The sequence below is a fragment of the Pedococcus sp. P5_B7 genome, assembly GCF_054049895.1.
Genome location: NZ_JBFULM010000003.1, coordinates 212,082 through 227,085, shown reverse-complemented (window position 1 = coordinate 227,085; position 15,004 = coordinate 212,082). Strand labels below are relative to the sequence as shown.

General features: G+C 70.9%; 16 protein-coding genes and 1 tRNA gene. 8 read left to right on the top strand and 9 right to left on the bottom strand.

From position 1 onward, the window contains the following. Positions 1–66: 66 nt before the first annotated feature. Both ACXJKD_RS10170 and ACXJKD_RS10165 read left to right on the top strand, forming a co-directional pair. On the top strand, positions 67–585 hold the full coding sequence (locus tag ACXJKD_RS10170; RefSeq protein ID WP_457254409.1) for a peptidylprolyl isomerase: 519 nt from the start codon (positions 67–69) through the stop codon (positions 583–585). Between the two features lie 97 nt (positions 586–682). After that, positions 683–1,564 carry a rhomboid family intramembrane serine protease gene (locus tag ACXJKD_RS10165; protein ID WP_457254408.1) on the top strand — a complete coding sequence of 294 codons (882 nt, stop codon included), beginning with the start codon at positions 683–685 and terminating at the stop codon, positions 1,562–1,564. 158 nt (positions 1,565–1,722) lie between these two features. On the opposite strand, the gene ACXJKD_RS10160 is transcribed toward ACXJKD_RS10165, so the two are convergent. Beyond that, on the bottom strand, positions 1,723–1,971 hold the full coding sequence (locus ACXJKD_RS10160) for a cell division protein CrgA (RefSeq protein ID WP_344136728.1): 249 nt from the start codon (positions 1,969–1,971) through the stop codon (positions 1,723–1,725). A 64-nt stretch (positions 1,972–2,035) separates the two neighbouring features. On the opposite strand from ACXJKD_RS10160, the gene ACXJKD_RS10155 reads away from it, so the two are divergent. The 4 genes from ACXJKD_RS10155 to ACXJKD_RS10140 are packed head-to-tail and all read left to right on the top strand — an operon-like array spanning position 2,036 to position 4,340. Beyond that, on the top strand, positions 2,036–2,788 hold the full coding sequence (locus ACXJKD_RS10155) for a DUF881 domain-containing protein (RefSeq protein ID WP_457254406.1): 753 nt from the start codon (positions 2,036–2,038) through the stop codon (positions 2,786–2,788). Continuing rightward, a complete protein-coding gene (locus tag ACXJKD_RS10150; RefSeq protein WP_457254405.1) occupies positions 2,785–3,486 on the top strand; it encodes a class E sortase in 702 nt (233 codons plus the stop codon). The genes ACXJKD_RS10155 and ACXJKD_RS10150 overlap by 4 nt, the downstream gene beginning before the upstream one ends. 3 nt (positions 3,487–3,489) lie before the next feature. Beyond that, positions 3,490–3,684: a hypothetical protein gene (locus tag ACXJKD_RS10145; RefSeq protein WP_457254404.1), complete on the top strand. Its 195-nt coding sequence runs from the start codon at positions 3,490–3,492 to the stop codon at positions 3,682–3,684. After that, positions 3,684–4,340: an aminodeoxychorismate/anthranilate synthase component II gene (locus tag ACXJKD_RS10140; protein WP_457254403.1), complete on the top strand. Its 657-nt coding sequence runs from the start codon at positions 3,684–3,686 to the stop codon at positions 4,338–4,340. The genes ACXJKD_RS10145 and ACXJKD_RS10140 overlap by 1 nt, the downstream gene beginning before the upstream one ends. Before the next feature lie 4 nt (positions 4,341–4,344). Here the strand turns inward: ACXJKD_RS10140 and pknB are convergent, their stop codons facing one another. The 7 genes from pknB to ACXJKD_RS10105 are packed head-to-tail and all read right to left on the bottom strand — an operon-like array spanning position 4,345 to position 13,001. Next, positions 4,345–6,192 carry a Stk1 family PASTA domain-containing Ser/Thr kinase gene (gene pknB, locus ACXJKD_RS10135; RefSeq protein ID WP_457254402.1) on the bottom strand — a complete coding sequence of 616 codons (1,848 nt, stop codon included), beginning with the start codon at positions 6,190–6,192 and terminating at the stop codon, positions 4,345–4,347. After that, on the bottom strand, positions 6,189–7,466 hold the full coding sequence (locus ACXJKD_RS10130; RefSeq protein WP_457254401.1) for a serine/threonine-protein kinase: 1,278 nt from the start codon (positions 7,464–7,466) through the stop codon (positions 6,189–6,191). The genes pknB and ACXJKD_RS10130 overlap by 4 nt, the downstream gene beginning before the upstream one ends. Further along, positions 7,463–8,920 (bottom strand): peptidoglycan D,D-transpeptidase FtsI family protein, encoded by a 1,458-nt coding sequence (locus ACXJKD_RS10125; RefSeq protein ID WP_457254400.1) that lies wholly within the window; start codon positions 8,918–8,920, stop codon positions 7,463–7,465. The genes ACXJKD_RS10130 and ACXJKD_RS10125 overlap by 4 nt, the downstream gene beginning before the upstream one ends. Then, complete coding sequence (locus ACXJKD_RS10120) at positions 8,917–10,293, bottom strand: FtsW/RodA/SpoVE family cell cycle protein (RefSeq protein WP_457254399.1); 1,377 nt, start codon at positions 10,291–10,293, stop codon at positions 8,917–8,919. Before ACXJKD_RS10120 ends, ACXJKD_RS10125 begins: the two co-directional genes overlap by 4 nt. Next, complete coding sequence (locus tag ACXJKD_RS10115) at positions 10,290–11,624, bottom strand: protein phosphatase 2C domain-containing protein (RefSeq protein WP_457254398.1); 1,335 nt, start codon at positions 11,622–11,624, stop codon at positions 10,290–10,292. Before ACXJKD_RS10115 ends, ACXJKD_RS10120 begins: the two co-directional genes overlap by 4 nt. A gap of 12 nt (positions 11,625–11,636) precedes the next feature. Continuing rightward, on the bottom strand, positions 11,637–12,146 hold the full coding sequence (locus ACXJKD_RS10110; protein ID WP_457254397.1) for an FHA domain-containing protein FhaB/FipA: 510 nt from the start codon (positions 12,144–12,146) through the stop codon (positions 11,637–11,639). A 9-nt stretch (positions 12,147–12,155) separates the two neighbouring features. Next, positions 12,156–13,001, bottom strand: coding sequence for an FhaA domain-containing protein (locus ACXJKD_RS10105; protein ID WP_457254396.1), 846 nt, complete (start codon positions 12,999–13,001; stop codon positions 12,156–12,158). Between the two features lie 209 nt (positions 13,002–13,210). On the opposite strand from ACXJKD_RS10105, the gene ACXJKD_RS10100 reads away from it, so the two are divergent. Both ACXJKD_RS10100 and ACXJKD_RS10095 read left to right on the top strand, forming a co-directional pair. After that, positions 13,211–13,293 (top strand) — tRNA-Leu (locus ACXJKD_RS10100). 230 nt (positions 13,294–13,523) lie between these two features. After that, the gene (locus tag ACXJKD_RS10095; protein ID WP_457254395.1) at positions 13,524–14,261 is read left to right on the top strand and encodes a sunset domain-containing protein; all 738 of its coding nucleotides are present in this window, start codon (positions 13,524–13,526) and stop codon (positions 14,259–14,261) included. Between the two features lie 98 nt (positions 14,262–14,359). Here the strand turns inward: ACXJKD_RS10095 and ACXJKD_RS10090 are convergent, their stop codons facing one another. Then, a complete protein-coding gene (locus tag ACXJKD_RS10090; RefSeq protein ID WP_457254394.1) occupies positions 14,360–14,911 on the bottom strand; it encodes a dihydrofolate reductase family protein in 552 nt (183 codons plus the stop codon). Positions 14,912–15,004 lie beyond the last annotated feature (93 nt).

The window sequence follows — 15,004 nt, the reverse complement described above, 5'->3', positions numbered from 1 at the left end:
TGGTGAGCAAGCCCGTGGGGGTACTGGGAGCCATCTCGAGGGGGCCCGCATGGAAGGATGCGTGACATGGACGTCACCCTCAAGACCAACCACGGCGACATCAACGTCACGCTGTTCCCCGACCACGCCCCGAAGACCGTCAAGAACTTCGTGGGACTGGCCAAGGGCGAGCAGGAGTACCGCGACGACGCCGGCCGCTCGAACCCCACGCCGTTCTTCGACGGCCTGGTGTTCCACCGCATCATCCCGGGCTTCATGATCCAGGGCGGGTGCCCGCTGGGGCAGGGCTTCGGCGGCCCCGGCTACACCTTCGACGACGAGATCAGCCCCGACAAGGACTTCACCAAGCCCTACATGCTCGCCATGGCCAACGCCGGCAAGCGGATGGGCAAGGGCACCAACGGGTCGCAGTTCTTCATCACCGTCGGCAACGCCGCCTGGCTGCAGGGCAAGCACACGATCTTCGGTGAGGTGGCCGACGGCCCCAGCCGCGAGGTCGTCGACAAGATCGCCGCCGTCCGCACGGGTGCGAACGACAAGCCCGTCGAGGACGTTGTCATCGAGTCGGTCGTCGTCAACGACTGAGTGCGACCGACCACCGGTTCGAGGTGCCCGGCCCCCACGGGTCGGGCACCTCGCGCCGATGGCCCAGCGATGACACCGAGACCCCGGAGCGCGACCCATGAGTGAGCCCACGGCAGACCCGCAGCAGCAGGTGACCCCGGTGTGCCCGCGGCACCCCGACCGGGTCTCCTACGTGCGCTGCCAACGCTGCGGCCGCCCGGTCTGCCCGGACTGCCAGCGCCCGGCCGCCGTCGGGGTCCAGTGCGTCGACTGCGTGAAGGCCCAGGCCGCCACGATGCGCACCACGCGCACGGTGTTCGGCGGCAACGTCACCGACACCCCGAGGGTCTCCTACGCCATCATCGCGATCTGTGTCGCGGTCTTCGTGCTCCAGACCGCGCGCCCCGGCCTGAGCCGCGACATCTCGTTCGTGCCCTACCTCGGGGCCCACGACCCGTGGCGGTTCCTCACGTCGGCGTTCGCCCACGCGACGATCACCCACATCCTGTTCAACATGCTCGCCCTGTGGATGGTGGGCGCGCAGTACCTCGAGCGACTGCTCGGCGGCGCCCGGTATGCCGCGGTCTACCTCGTCAGCGCCATCGGTGGCTCGGCCTGTTACCTGTTGCTGTCACCGGCGGTTCCTTTCGAGCCGGGCAACCCGAGCTCGTGGTACATCGGTGCCGTGGGTGCCTCCGGTGCCGTCTTCGGCCTCTTCGGTGCCCTGCTCGTGCTCAACCGGCACCTCGGTCGGTCGTCGGCCGGCATGTACGCGACGATCGGCCTCAACGCCGTGATCGGGTTCGTCGTGCCGGGCATTGCCTGGCAGGCCCACCTCGGCGGGCTGGTGACGGGGGCCGCCGTGGCGGGCGTCATCGCCGCGACCTCGTCGAAGCAGCGCCGCCGCTGGCAGTGGCCGGGGGTCGTGCTCGTGCTGCTGGTGGTCATCGCCGTCGCGGTCGCGAAGTATGCCGTGTCGCCGACCGACATCCTCGCCTGACCAGGCGGAGCCATCCCATGCAAAAGGCGAGTTAGCGCCGCCTGCCTCCGGCGCTAACTCGCCTTTTGCATGAGATACCGGCGGCGGATTACACGCCTGTCATTTGTCCCCAGCTGTGGAGAACCCTGTGGACAACCGGGTGGGGACCGAGGGGTCGGTCAGCGCCAGCGGGTGGTCATCGCGAAGCCCGAGAGCATCAGGCCGAAGCCGACGCCGAGGTTCCAGCGGCCGATCGCCTCGATGGGGAACCGCTGGCTCGTGATGTAGAAGACCACGATCCACAGGAGGCCGACGACCATGAGCGTCAGCATCACCGGCACGAACCAGGGCGGGTTCCCGACCTTGGCCTTCGCGGGCTTGCTCGGCGGGGTGTACGCGCGCTTGGCGCGACCCTTGGACTCAGGCACGGAAACACTCCTCGTAGCTCGGACAGCGCCATCACCGTCGCGACGTGTGGCATAGCGTAGTGCCATGGCGGACCAGCGGCTGACGTGGCTGACACGCCGCCCCACCGCTTGGTCGGCCGTCGTGCCCCTCGTCGCGCTGGGCGCGGGTGTGCTCTTCGCGCTGAGTGCGGCCACCGCCCGCGGGACCGACCTGCGCTCCTCCGGCGGGGACCTCCCCGGCCTGATCCGCGAGCACACCAGGCAGAACTCCGCGCTGGCGTCGCGGGTCGCCTCGCTGCGCGCCGAGGTGGACCGGTTGTCCGCCCAGCAGGCGCCCGGCGACCTGCGCGTGACCCAGCTGACCAGGGAGGGCGACAAGCTCGCGCTCGCCGCCGGCACGCAGGCAGTGTCGGGCCCCACGGTGCGGGTCACCCTCACCGATGCCCGCAACGTCCCGGCCGTGCTCCCCGACGGCATCTCGGTCGACGACTACGTCGTGCACCAGCAGGACGTGCAGGCTGTCGTCAACGCGCTCTGGGAGGGCGGCGCCGAGGCGATGATGCTGATGGACCAGCGGGTGATCTCCACCAGTGCGGTCCGCTGCGTCGGCAACACCCTCATCCTCCAGGGCCGGGTCTACTCCCCTCCCTACGTCATCACTGCCATCGGCAACCAGTCCGACCTGCGCGCGTCACTGGATCGCAGCCCGGCAGTCGCCATCTACAAGCAGTGGGTCGGCGCGGTCGGCGTCGGCTACGACGTGCAGTCGAGTCGTGAACAGACCTTCCCCGCCTATGCGGGCTCCATCAACCTCGAGAGAGCAAGGACCACCCGGTGAAGCTGGCGCGCTGGACCCTCGGCATCGTCGGCGACCTGTTGGTCACGGCTGGGCTCGTGCTGCTCCTGTTCGTCGGGTGGCAGCTCTGGTTCACCGACGTCACCGCCAACCGCACGCAGGACGCCACCGTCTCCCGACTGACCCGCGACTTCGCCAAGCCGCCCGCCAGCACCCCGGGCACCGAGACGCCCAAGGCGGTGCCGTTCGGGTCGGCGTTCGCGATCGTGCGGATCCCCCGGTTCGGCGCGGACTACGCCCGGCCGGTGCTCGAGGGCACCAGTCGCGACATCCTCCAGGACGGCATCGGCCACTACGACGGCACCGTCCTGCCGGGCGCGGTCGGCAACTTCGCCGTCGCCGGGCACCGCACCACCTACGGGCGTCCCTTCCACGACATCGACACGTTGCGCACCGGTGACCTGATCGTGGTCGAGACCAAGACGGCATACAGCGTGTATGCCGTGAAGCGGCACGAGATCGTGGCGCCCACCGACGTGCAGGTGGTCGCGCCGGTGCCCGACAAACCTGGCGTGAAGCCGACGGAGCGGTGGATGACGATGACGGCGTGCCACCCGAAGTACAGCGCCGCGCAGCGCTACGTGGTGTTCGCGCAGCTGGTGAAGACCTACCCGCACGCCGACGGCTTGCCCGCCGGCACCCTGACCGTCCCCCTGAGTTCCTCCAAGAAGGCGGCCTGAGCGATGATCTATGCCGCGATCTGGCGCGCGCTGCCCGGACCCCTCGTCGTCCGGGTGCTGCTCGCCGCCGTGCTGGTGCTGGCCGTCGTCGCGGTCCTCTTCGTGTGGGTGTTTCCCCGGATCGCGCCGTTGATGCCGTTCAATGACAACACCGTCGACCCGAGCGCCGGAGTCGTCGCCCACGTCAGGGAGGTCTGATGACCCGCATCCTCGTCGTCGACAACTACGACAGCTTCGTCTTCACGATCGTCGGCTACCTCCAGCAGCTCGGCGCCGAGTGCGAGGTCGTGCGCAACGACGCCCTGGGCCCGGCCGACGGAGCCGACTTCGACGGGGTGCTGATCTCCCCCGGCCCCGGCACGCCCGAGGAGGCCGGCGTCTCCATGGCGATGATCGAGGCCTGTGCCGAGCGGTCCCAGCCCATGCTCGGCGTCTGCCTCGGCCACCAGGCCCTCGGGGTCGTCGTCGGCGCGACGGTCGGGCGGGCGCCCGAGCTGCTGCACGGCAAGACCTCGCGGGTCCTGCACGACGACACCGGGGTGCTGGCCGGTCTGCCCTCGCCGTTCACGGCGACCCGCTACCACTCACTGACCATCGACCCCGCGACCGTCCCCGACACCCTGGTGGCCAACGGGCACACCGAGTCGGGGATCATCATGGCCGCCCGGCACCGCGACCTCCCGCTGCACGGCGTGCAGTTCCACCCCGAGAGCGTGCTGACCGAGGGCGGCCACCGGATCCTGGCCAACTGGCTGGTCGGCTGCGGGCTCGAGGACGCCGTCGCGCGCTCGGCCGGCCTGAGCCCGCTGGTCCACGACGCCGAGGGAGTGGCGCGCGCGGTCGCGGCCGGCTAGCTCCCTACGGCGTGAGGGTCGGCACCGTGGTGGCCGTCGTCGGTGGGGTCGTCGGCTCCGTGGTGGCGGTCGTGGGTGGGGTCGTCGGGGTCTGCACCGGCGGGGGAGGCTGGGCGATGGTGAGCGTGATCGTCGACCCGTCCTCGACCTTCGTCTTGGCCTTGATGCTCTGCTTGAGCACCGAGTTCTCGGGCTCGGTGCTGTCGACGTAGGTCGTCTTCACGCTGAGCCCGAGCTCGCCGAGGATGTCGGCGGCCTCGTTGCGGGTCTTGCCCACGACGTTCGGCACGGTCACCTTGCCCGAGGACACGTTGAGGTTGATGGCGGAGCCCACCGCGACGTCCTCGCCGGCGCCCGGTGACGTCGTGAACACCTTGCCCTTGTCGAGCCCGGTGTCGTCGACCTCCTTGACCGTGCCGACCTTGAGGTCGAGGTTGGCCAGTCGAGCGGTCGCCTCGTCCTGGGTGAAGCCCTTGAGGTCGGGCAGCTCGACCGTGTCCGGTCCGGCGGAGACGCTGATGCCCACCTTGGTGCCGCTGGCGACCATCTCGGCGGCGCCGGGGCTCTGGTCGACGACCACCCCGATGTCCTTGGAGCTGGCGACCTGGGTCGCCTCGGGGACCAGCCCGACGGCCCTGATCTTGGCCTCGGCCGCGGCCTGGGGCAGGTCGATGACGGTCGGCACGGCCACCTTCGGCGCGTCGGTCGGGGGCCGGTCGAGCAGGGCCTTGCCGGCGACGCCCAACACCACGAGCGCGCCGAGGACCGCGAGCACGAGCAGGAAGTAGGCCAGCCCACGCCGCTTGCGCGGCTCGTCGTCGGGGTCGTGGCCGATCGCGGGCAGGCTGGCGGTGTTGGAGCCCACCGGCTCCGGCGGTGCGTCGTACCCGCCCGTGGGGGCGAACACCGTGGTCGCGGCGGCGCCCACCGGGGCGGCGATCGCGACGGTGGGGTCGGCCGCGCTCCCGGCGGTGCCGCGCGCGGCGTCGCTGATCGGGCGCCCGAGCCGGGCGGCCTGGAGGTCGGCACGGAAGGCGGTGGCGTCCTGGTAGCGGGCCTCGCGGTCCTTGGCGAGCGAGTGCAGGACGACGGCGTCGAGCGCGGGGTCGACCGCCGGGTTGAGCGTGGACGGCCGCGGCGGCGGCTGCCCGACGTGCTGGTAGGCGATCGCGACCGGTGAGTCGGCCTGGAACGGCGGGCGGCCGGTGAGCAGCTCGAAGAGGAGGCAGCCGGTGGAGTAGAGGTCCGAGCGGGCGTCGACGTGGTGGCCCTGGGCCTGCTCGGGCGAGAGGTACTGGGCCGTGCCGATGACCGCCTGGGTCTGGGTCATCGTGGCGTTGGCGTCGGCGACGGCCCGGGCGATGCCGAAGTCCATCACCTTGATCTGGCCCTGGGGCCCGATCATGACGTTGGCGGGCTTGATGTCGCGGTGCACGATCCCCATGCGGTGGCTGTAGGCCAGCGCGTCGAGCACTCCCTCGGTGATGCGTGCGGCCTCCGCCGGGTCGAGGGGCGAGCTGGCGTTGAGCAGCTCGCGCAGGGTGCGCCCCTCGACGAACTCCATGACGATGTACGGCACGGGGACCGACGCGCCCCCGGTCTCGATGGCGTGGTCCTCCCCCGAGTCGTAGACCGCGACGATCGAGGCGTGGTTGAGGCCGGCGGCCGACTGGGCCTCGCGGCGGAACCGGTGGAGGAACTGGGTGTCGCGGGCCAGGTCGGACCGCAGCATCTTGATCGCCACCGGCCGCGAGAGCCGGGTGTCGTGGCCGAGGTGGACCTCGGCCATCCCGCCCCGGCCGAGCAGCTCCCCGACCTCGTAGCGTCCCCCGAGCAGACGTGGTGCGCTCACTTCTTCCTTCCCCCTTTGCCCTTGCCGGCGCCCTTACCGGGCGCGGGCTTGGGCGAAACCTTGACTGCGGTGGTGGTGCTCGACGGCGTGGCCTTCGTGGTGGCAGACGGCGTGGGTGGCGTGGTGGTGGTCGTGATCGGTGGCGTGCTGGACTGCGTCCCGGCCGGCGTGCGGGCGGACCCGCGCCCCCCGAAGGCGATCGTTGCCACGACGACCACGAGGACCACCGCAGCGGCGGCGACGGGGATCAGCCAGGCCGGACGCCGGGTGTCGTGCGCCCGGGTGTCGTGCTCGGTGGTGTGCTCGGTGGACGAGGCGCCCGCGACAGCGACCCCGAGGGGCGCCGAGGTGGGCAGCACCGAGGTGGGGAGCGGCTCGCCGGGGGCGAGGTCGAGCGGGACGCCCACGATCGTCGGGGTGACCGCGGCCGCCGCACCAGCCCTGAGGTGCTCCGGCACCTCGCCCGTGGGGAGCCGAAGCGCCTCGGCGAACTCGGCCGCACTCTGCGGGCGCTGCGCGGGGTCCTTGGCCAGCGCTGCCATCACGGTCGTGCGCAACGGCTCCTGGACGTCGTCGGAGAGCTGCGGGGCCGGCTGGCTGACGTGGGCCAGGGCGGTGGCCACCAGCGACTCGCCGGAGAACGGCCGCTCGCCGGTGATCATCTCGTAGCCGACCACCGCCAGGGCGTAGACGTCGCTCAACGGGCCGGCCTGGGCGCCCTTGGCCTGCTCCGGCGCGAGGTAGTGGGGAGTGCCCAGGACCTCACCGGTCTGCGTCAGGGAGGCCTCGCCCAGCGCGCGGGCGATGCCGAAGTCGGTGAGCTTGGCGTAGCCCTGGGGGTCGACGACGATGTTGGCGGGCTTGACGTCGCGGTGGACCACGCCCGCATCGTGGGCGGCCTGCAGGGCCAGGGCGGTCTGGTAGAGGATCTCGGTGACCTCGGCGTGGGGCATGGGCGCGCGCTCGTTGATCAGCGTCGACAGCGGCTCCCCGGTCATCAGCTCCATGACGAGGAAGGCCTGCCCGTCGTGCTCACCGAAGTCGTGCACGGTGCCGACGTTGGGGTGCGAGAGCTGGCTGCTGAGCCGCGCCTCGGCGCGGAACCGCTCGACGAACCCCTCGTCCTGCGCGCTGTCGGGCAGCAGGACCTTGACGGCGACGTCGCGGTCCAGGGTCTCGTCGTGGGCCCGCCACACCTCGCCCATGCCGCCGGCCGCAATCCGCTCGACCAGTCGGTAGCGGTCGGCGATGAGGTCGTCGGGTGCGTAGGTCATCGGCCCAGCACCGCTTCCATCACGGCCTTGGCGATCGGGGCTGCGACCCGGCCACCGGCGGCCTCGTTGCCCGCGTTGCCGCCGTCCTCGACGACGACCGCCACCGCGACCTTGGGGTCGTTCGACGGGGCGAAGCCGGTGAACCAGGCGTGCGGGGGCTTGCCTTGCTGGTGCTGCGCGGTGCCGGTCTTGCCGGCGACGTCGATCCCGCTGATCTGGGCGGCCCGGCCGGTGCCGCCCTTGACGACGGCCTCCATCATCCGGGTCAGGGCGGCGGCGGTGTCGGCGGAGACGGCCTGCGAGAGCTGCTCGGGCTGGGGCTCGTCGATGACCTCGAGGTCGGAGGACGTGACCTTCTTGACCAGGTGGGGGCGCATGACGACGCCGTTGTTGGCGATCGCGGCCGAGATCATCGCGACCTGCAGGGGCGTGACCCGCACGTCGTACTGGCCGATCGCCGACTGGGCGAGCTGTGGCTGGTTGAGCTCGGCGGGCACCGAGCTGGGCGTGACCGACATCGGGACCTGCAGCCGGTCGCCCATCCCGAACTTGGCCGCCTGGGCCCGGAAGTCGTCGGCCCCGACCTGCATGCCCAGCCACCCGAAGGCGGTGTTGCAGGAGATCTCGAGCGCGTGGGTCAGGGTCGTCTTGTTGTTGGCGCCGCACGAGCCGGAGAAGTCATTCGGCAGGTCGTCGCTGGTCTGGGGCAGGTCGAGCACGGCGGGGCCGGGGATCACGCTCTCCTCGGTGAACTTCCCGGACTCCAGGGCGGCCGCGGCCGTGACGACCTTGAAGGTCGAGCCCGGGGGGTAGAGGTTGCCGGCGATCGCACGGTCGACCATCGGCTGGGTCGAGTCGGCGTTGAGCTTCTTCCAGGCCGCGACGACCTTGTCGGTGTCGTGGCTGCTCAGCGAGGCCGGGTCGTATGCCGGGTGGCTGACCAGCGCGAGGATCTCACCGGTGGTGGGGTCGAGGGCGACGACCGCGCCACGCTGGTTGCCCAAGGCCTTGTCGGCCGCGGCCTGCGCCTTCGCGTTGATGGTGAGCTCGATGCTCGCGCCGGTCTGTTCCTTGCCGGTGAGGATGTCGGAGACCCGGCGGTAGAAGAGCTTGTCGGACGACCCGGACAGCAGGTCGTTCTCGGCGCCCTCGATGCCGCCACCGGCGCCGTAGGTGAACGAGTAGTAGCCGGTGAGGTGCGAGTAGAGCTCGCCCTGGGGGTAGGTGCGCAACCACTTCAGCTCGTCGTCGGTGGCCGTCGACTTCGCGACGGGCTTGCCGCCCACGAGGATCTGGCCGCGCTCGCGGGCGTAGTTGGCCAGCAGGGTGCGACGGTTCTCGGGGCGGTCCTGGAGCGACTTGGCCTGCACGAACTGGATGTAGGTCGTGGAGATGAGCAGTGCCGTGAACAGCATGGCCACGACGGTGGACAGGCGACGGATCGGGGAGTTCACCGGATCGCCACCACTTCGGTCCTGGCCTCACCCGACGGGCTGGGTCCGGCCTGGACCTCCTCGACGGGGCGGCGGGCGACGTCGCTGATCCGCAGCAGCAGGGCGACGAGGGACCAGTTGGCAAGCAGGGAGGAGCCTCCGTAGGAGAGGAACGGCATGGTCAGCCCGGTCAGCGGGATGACCCGGGTGACGCCGCCGACGACGACGAAGCACTGCAGGGCCACCGAGAAGGCCAGGCCACTGGCGAGCAGCTTGCCGAACCCGTCGCGCACCCCGAGCGCCGTGCGCAGGCCGCGCTCGACGAGGAGGACGTAGAGGACCAGCAGCGCGAACAGGCCGACCAGCCCCAGCTCCTCCCCGAAGCTCGGGAAGATGAAGTCGGACTCGGCGAAGTAGGTCAGGTCGGGACGTCCGCGACCCAGGCCGGTACCGAGGAGGCCACCGGCCGCCATACCCATCAGGCCCTTCGCGACCTGGTCGGACTGGTCGGGCGCGAACGGGTCGAGCCACAGGTGCACGCGCGCCTGGACATGGTTGAAGGCGAGGAAGGCGACGTACGCGCCGCCGCAGAACAACGTCATGCCGATGGCGATCCACGACGTGCGCTCGGTGGCGACGTAGAGCATCGAGACGAACAGGCCGAAGAGCAGGAGCGAGGAGCCGAGGTCCTTCTCGAAGACGAGCACGAGGAGGCTGAGCACCCAGGCGACGATGATCGGGCCGAGGTCGCGACCGCGCGGGAACGTGAACCCGAGCACCTTGCGACCAGCCAGCGACAGCGCGTCACGGGTCTGCACGAGGTAGCCGGCGAAGAACACCGCGAGCACGATCTTGGCGACCTCACCCGGCTGGAAGGTGAACGGCCCCAAGCCGATCCAGATGCGGGAGCCGTTGACCGTGCGCCCGATCCCGGGGAGCAGCGGGAGGATGAGCAGGCCGAAACCGACGACGGCCGCGGTGAAGGTGTAGCGCCGCAGCATCCGGTGGTCGCGCAGGAACCACAGGACCACGGCGGCGATCGCCACGGCCAGGGCGCTCCAGGTCAGCTGGCGCAGGGCCAGTCCCTCGGTGATGTCGCGGCCCTCGGCGATGTCGAGCCGGTGGATCATCACCAGGCCGAGGCCGTTGAGCAACGTGACGATCGGCAGCAGCAGCGGGTCGGCGTAGGCGGCCTTCCAGCGCAGCAGCAGGTGGAACGCGAGCGAGATGACCAGGAGCCCGGTGCCGTGCGTGACCAGTCCGGGCGGGAAGGCGCCCGAGACCGAGAGGCCGACGTTGACGTAGGCGAGCACCACGATCGCGACGGCGAGCAGCAACAGGACCAGCTCGACGTTGCGGCGGGTGCGGGGGGCGACGCTGGAGACCGTCGTCATCGTGTGGTCGTGGACGACGGGGACGACGTCGTCGTGGTCGGGCTGGTGGTGGTCGACGGCGTGGTCGGCGTGCTGCCGGTGCCGGAGTCGTCACAGGTCGTGGGACTGGCCGCACACCGCAGGGCCTCGGTGCGCAGCTGGCTCACCAGTGCCTCGGCGTCCTTGAGGGTGTCGGTCGACACCCGGTCCTCGACCTTGGTCCGGTAGAAGTCCGGGAGGTCGTCCACGCGGACGTCCGAGTCGGACTTCACCTGGGAGAGGCTGATCGGGCCGACGTCCTGCGTCACGCCCTGGTAGATGGCGACGTTGCCGTCGTGGGCGCCGACGAAGTACTGGCGCTGGGACCAGGTGTACGCGGCATACGCGCCACCACCGAGGACGATGAGCACGACCAACAGCACGGCGAGCAGCCGCAACCAGCGTCCTGGCCCGGAGGCCGGGCCCTCCTCGGCGAGGGTGACGTCTTCGACGTCGTCCGCACCGGAGGCTTCGCGCGACAGGGCGGCGGCCTTGGCGGCAGGCGTGACCGGGATGGCCCGGGTGCCCTTGGTGCGGGTGGCCGCGGCGCCGACGATCTGGGGCTGGGTCGGCGGGGCGGCGACCTTGGTCAGGTCGACGACGTCACCGATGACGACGGTGACGTTGTCGGGAGCGCCGGCCTTCAGCGCCAGGTCGACGAGGCGGTCGGCGGTGGAGCCCGGCGGCTGGCCGGCCAGGACCAGCTCCGCGATGGTGTCGCCCGCGACGTAGTCGGTGAGGCCGTCGGAGGCGATGAGGTAGCGGTCGCCGATGCGGGCCTCGCGCACCATGACGTCGGGCTCGTCGTCCTGCTGGCCGGTGAGGACGCGCGTCACGAGGGAGCGCTGCGGGTGGCCGATCGCCTCGTCCTCGGTGATCCGTCCCTCGTCGACGAGGCTCTGGACGAACGAGTGGTCCTTGGTGATCTGGGTCAGCTTGCCGTCGCGGGCGAGGAAGGCGCGGGAGTCGCCGATGTGGGCGAGGACCAGCTTGTTGTGCGAGCGCAGGATGGCGATGAGCGTCGTGCCCATCCCCTGCAGGCGCGGCTCGACCTTGGCCATCTCGGCGAGCTCGTCGTTGGCAGCCGAGATCCGTTGCAGGAGAGCGGTGCTCGCCTCGCTGCTCCCGAGCGCCTCGCCGTCGAGGTCGACCAGTGCACCGATCACGGTGGATGACGCGATGTCACCGCCGGCGTGCCCGCCCATGCCGTCGGCCATCGCGAGGAGGCGCGGCCCGGCATAACCGGAGTCCTGGTTCTCCGAACGGACCATGCCGACATCGGAGCGTGCGGCGTAGTGGAAGGCGAAGGGCATCGTCGTCGCTGCCTATCGCCTGAGCTCGATGACGGTCTTGCCGATCCGCAGGGTGCTGCCGGCCTCGACGCGCACCGGCCCGGTGAGGCGCTCGCTGCCGACGAAGGTGCCGTTGGTGGAGCCGAGGTCCTCGACGAACCACGCGTTGTCCCGGTGGAAGATGCGCGCGTGCCGACCGCTGGCGAAGTCGTCGTCCAGGACGAGGGCGCACTCCGGGTTGCGGCCGATGACGGTGCCGGACTCGCGCAGGGGCAGGCTGGTGCCGGTCAGCACACCGCCCGTGACGACGAGGGTCCGGGGAGCGCTCGAGTGGGGTTGCCGCTTGGGGCGCTTGGCGGAGGCGGCGGGTGCGGCGCCGCGAGCCTCGCCCCGGCGGCCGGCCGGGGCCGGCTTGCGAGGGGTCCGGCTCACGACACGGGTGCCGTAGAGGTCGCCGCGGAGCACGCCGACGACGCTGAAGACGAAGATCCACAGGAGCACGAGGAGTCCGAGGCGGATGATCGTGAGGGTGAGTTCACTCATGCGTGGGGATCACCGCCGTCCGGCGCGGTAGATGACGGAGGTGCGCCCCACCGTGATCCGGTCCCCGTCGGACAGGCGCTGACTGGTGATCCGTTCGCTGTTGACGAACGTGCCGTTGGTCGACCCCATGTCGCGGATGCTCGCGACCAGGTGCGGGCCGTCGTTGGTCACCCGGATCTCGCTGTGCCGCCTGGAGATGCCGGGGTCGTCGAGGATGATGTCGGCGCTGTCATCGCGACCGAGCACCGTCATGGCGCCCATCAGCGGGTAGCGCTCGCCGTCGACGTCGAGCCACGGCCGGTCGGCCGGGTTGACCCGCCGCGGCTGGGCCGGAGGTGCGACCGGCGCCTGGCGCTGCGTCGCCTCCAGGTCGTCGTCGGTATGCCGCGGGCTCGGGACCGGCGCGGCCGCCGGCGGTGCGCCGGGGCTGGGTGCCGGCTCCGCGGCATACCCCTCGTCGCCCCGCTTGGGCGCGGTGCCCGGGCGACGAGCGGTGGAGGTGCGGAGGCGGAAGACCCCGGTCTCGAGGTCGTTGGCGCTGGCGAAGGTGACCTGGAGTGGTCCGCCGGGCTGGTAGCGCTGCGACTCGGCGTGCTCCTGGGCAGCGGCGATCAGCTCGACCTCGAGCTCCTCGTCGTAGCCGCCGAGGCGGTCGTAGTCGGTGTCGGAGAGCTCCACCGTGAACAGGTTGGGCACGATCGTGCGGCCCTGGCCCAGGACGGCGGCGCGGTCGTCCATGGCACGGCGGATCGCGGAGGCGATCTCCACCGGCTGCACCTCGGACTTGAACGCGCGCGCGAAGGCACCGTTGACGGCACGCTCGAGGCGCTGCTCGACGCGGTCGAACAGACCCATGGGTGCCACCTCCTCACGTGTTGCCCGGGACGCCGGTCGGACCTCGGCCGGTCCGGTCTGGTCCACGATCGTAACCGGCTGCTCTGGGCTGGTCGCTCACGCGCGCCGGGGAGAAGGCCGCAGGTGGGGGCAGTCCGGGTCGGTTGGGTGCCTCGGCCCGCCCGGTTTGGTGAATTCGGGGGGTGTCCGCCACAATTGGCCGGTCCCACGCGCGAGTGGCGGAACGGCAGACGCGCTGCGTTCAGGTCGCAGTGTCCGAAAGGGCGTGGGGGTTCAAATCCCCCCTCGCGCACCCAACGAAGATGGTCCCGACATGCTGTTCGTCGGGGCCATCGTCGTTTCCCCGCACTTCTGGCCAGGTATGCCGCAGCCGGAACCGAAATGCGTCCCCACGTGCCGCATGGGTGGCCAGAAGAGCGGCAAACCTGCAGGTCAGGGACGTGCGCCGGACTGCGGGTCAAGCATATCCGGCATAGCCTGACGACAGCGGAGCCTTCCGCCGCACCCGTCAAGGAGGACGCCATGAGCACGACGCCTGACCCCGCCAGCTCTCCTGCCGCAACCGGACCCGACGAGGCCGAAGCCGTCGAGGCCACGAAGACGGCTGAGGCGGTGGAACCGGAGACCACCGAGAACACCGCCTCCACCGCCGCCGACACCGCGGAACCCGAAACCACGTCCAACGCGGACGAGGGCCAGGCGTCACCGCCCACCGCACCGACGCCGTCCAGCTCGACGTCCTCGACCCCCTCCTCCTCGTCCGACGACAGCACCTCGGACGGCGGACCCGACGACACGTCGGACGACGAGCCGCAGAAGTCGGCCGAGGAGTTCGCGGCAGAGCACGACCCCGCCAACCACGACGTCGCTGCCGGCGAGGGGTTCCGGCAACCGGGGGACTGGACTGCGGACGAGGCCGGTGGGCCGCAGGTCTTCGACGACGAGGGCAACCTCGTCTCCGAGGGAGGCGAGGAGACCGGCGCGGGTGCCGAATCGGACAGCGGGGACGGCGCCGGATCGTCCTCCGGGGGAGGACGCCGGGTCTCCGACCTCGACGAGGTCAGGGACGGTGGGTACAGCGTCGGTTCGGCGGCCACCCTCCACGACGGCGCCATGCCCATGGGCCACCCGGTCAAGGCCTGGGAGGACACCAAGACCTTCGTCACCGAGGACCACGACCACTACGACGAAGCGGAGCCGGACGTGTGGTTCACCGACGCCGACGCCGCCCAGCGCGCCGGTTTCCGGCCGGCCGACTGAAACCCTCCCCGGCTCACCCCCACTTCTGGCCACCGGTGCCGCACCAGCTGCCGGAAAGCCGGACCGGCTGCGACCTGAGTGGCCAGGAGTGGGGGGGTTCAGTCCTTGTGAAGGGCGTAGGTCAGGACGGCGTTGCCCGCGGGGGTGGACTGGCTCCGGACCAGCTCGAGCCGGGTGACCGGCACCGACTCGTCGAACAGCCGCCGGCCGACCCCGACCACCGGGTGCGTGGTGAGGGTCAGCTCGTCGATGACGCCTGCCAGGAACAGCGAGCGGATCGTGTCGATGCCGCCGACCACGCTGATGCCGCCATCGCTGCCGTCGTCCTTCAGCGCCGACACGTAGGCGACCGGGTCGCCGTCGATGACGGTGCTGTTCCAGCCGAGGTCGCCGGACAGCGTCGAGGTGACGACGTGCTTGCGGACCGGGTTGATGAACCCGGCGAAGAAGTCGCCCTCCCCGGCGGCGGGCCAGAACTCCGACCACTCCTGCCACAGCTTGCGGCCGATGACGACGTCGGTGACGTCACCGATCGCCTCCCCCATCAGCTGCCCCTCCTCGGGGCCGAACGCGTCGAACTGCCACTCGTTCGGCGCTTCGACGACGCCGTTGACCGAGTTGAACTGGTGAGCGGTGACCTTGCGTGCCATGGTGCGGCCTTCCTGGGTGGGCGATCCGGTGCAGCGTTCCGGACGGTGGTGTCGATTGAGACCTTGCCAGTCCCGGGAAGTCATCGCGCGCGG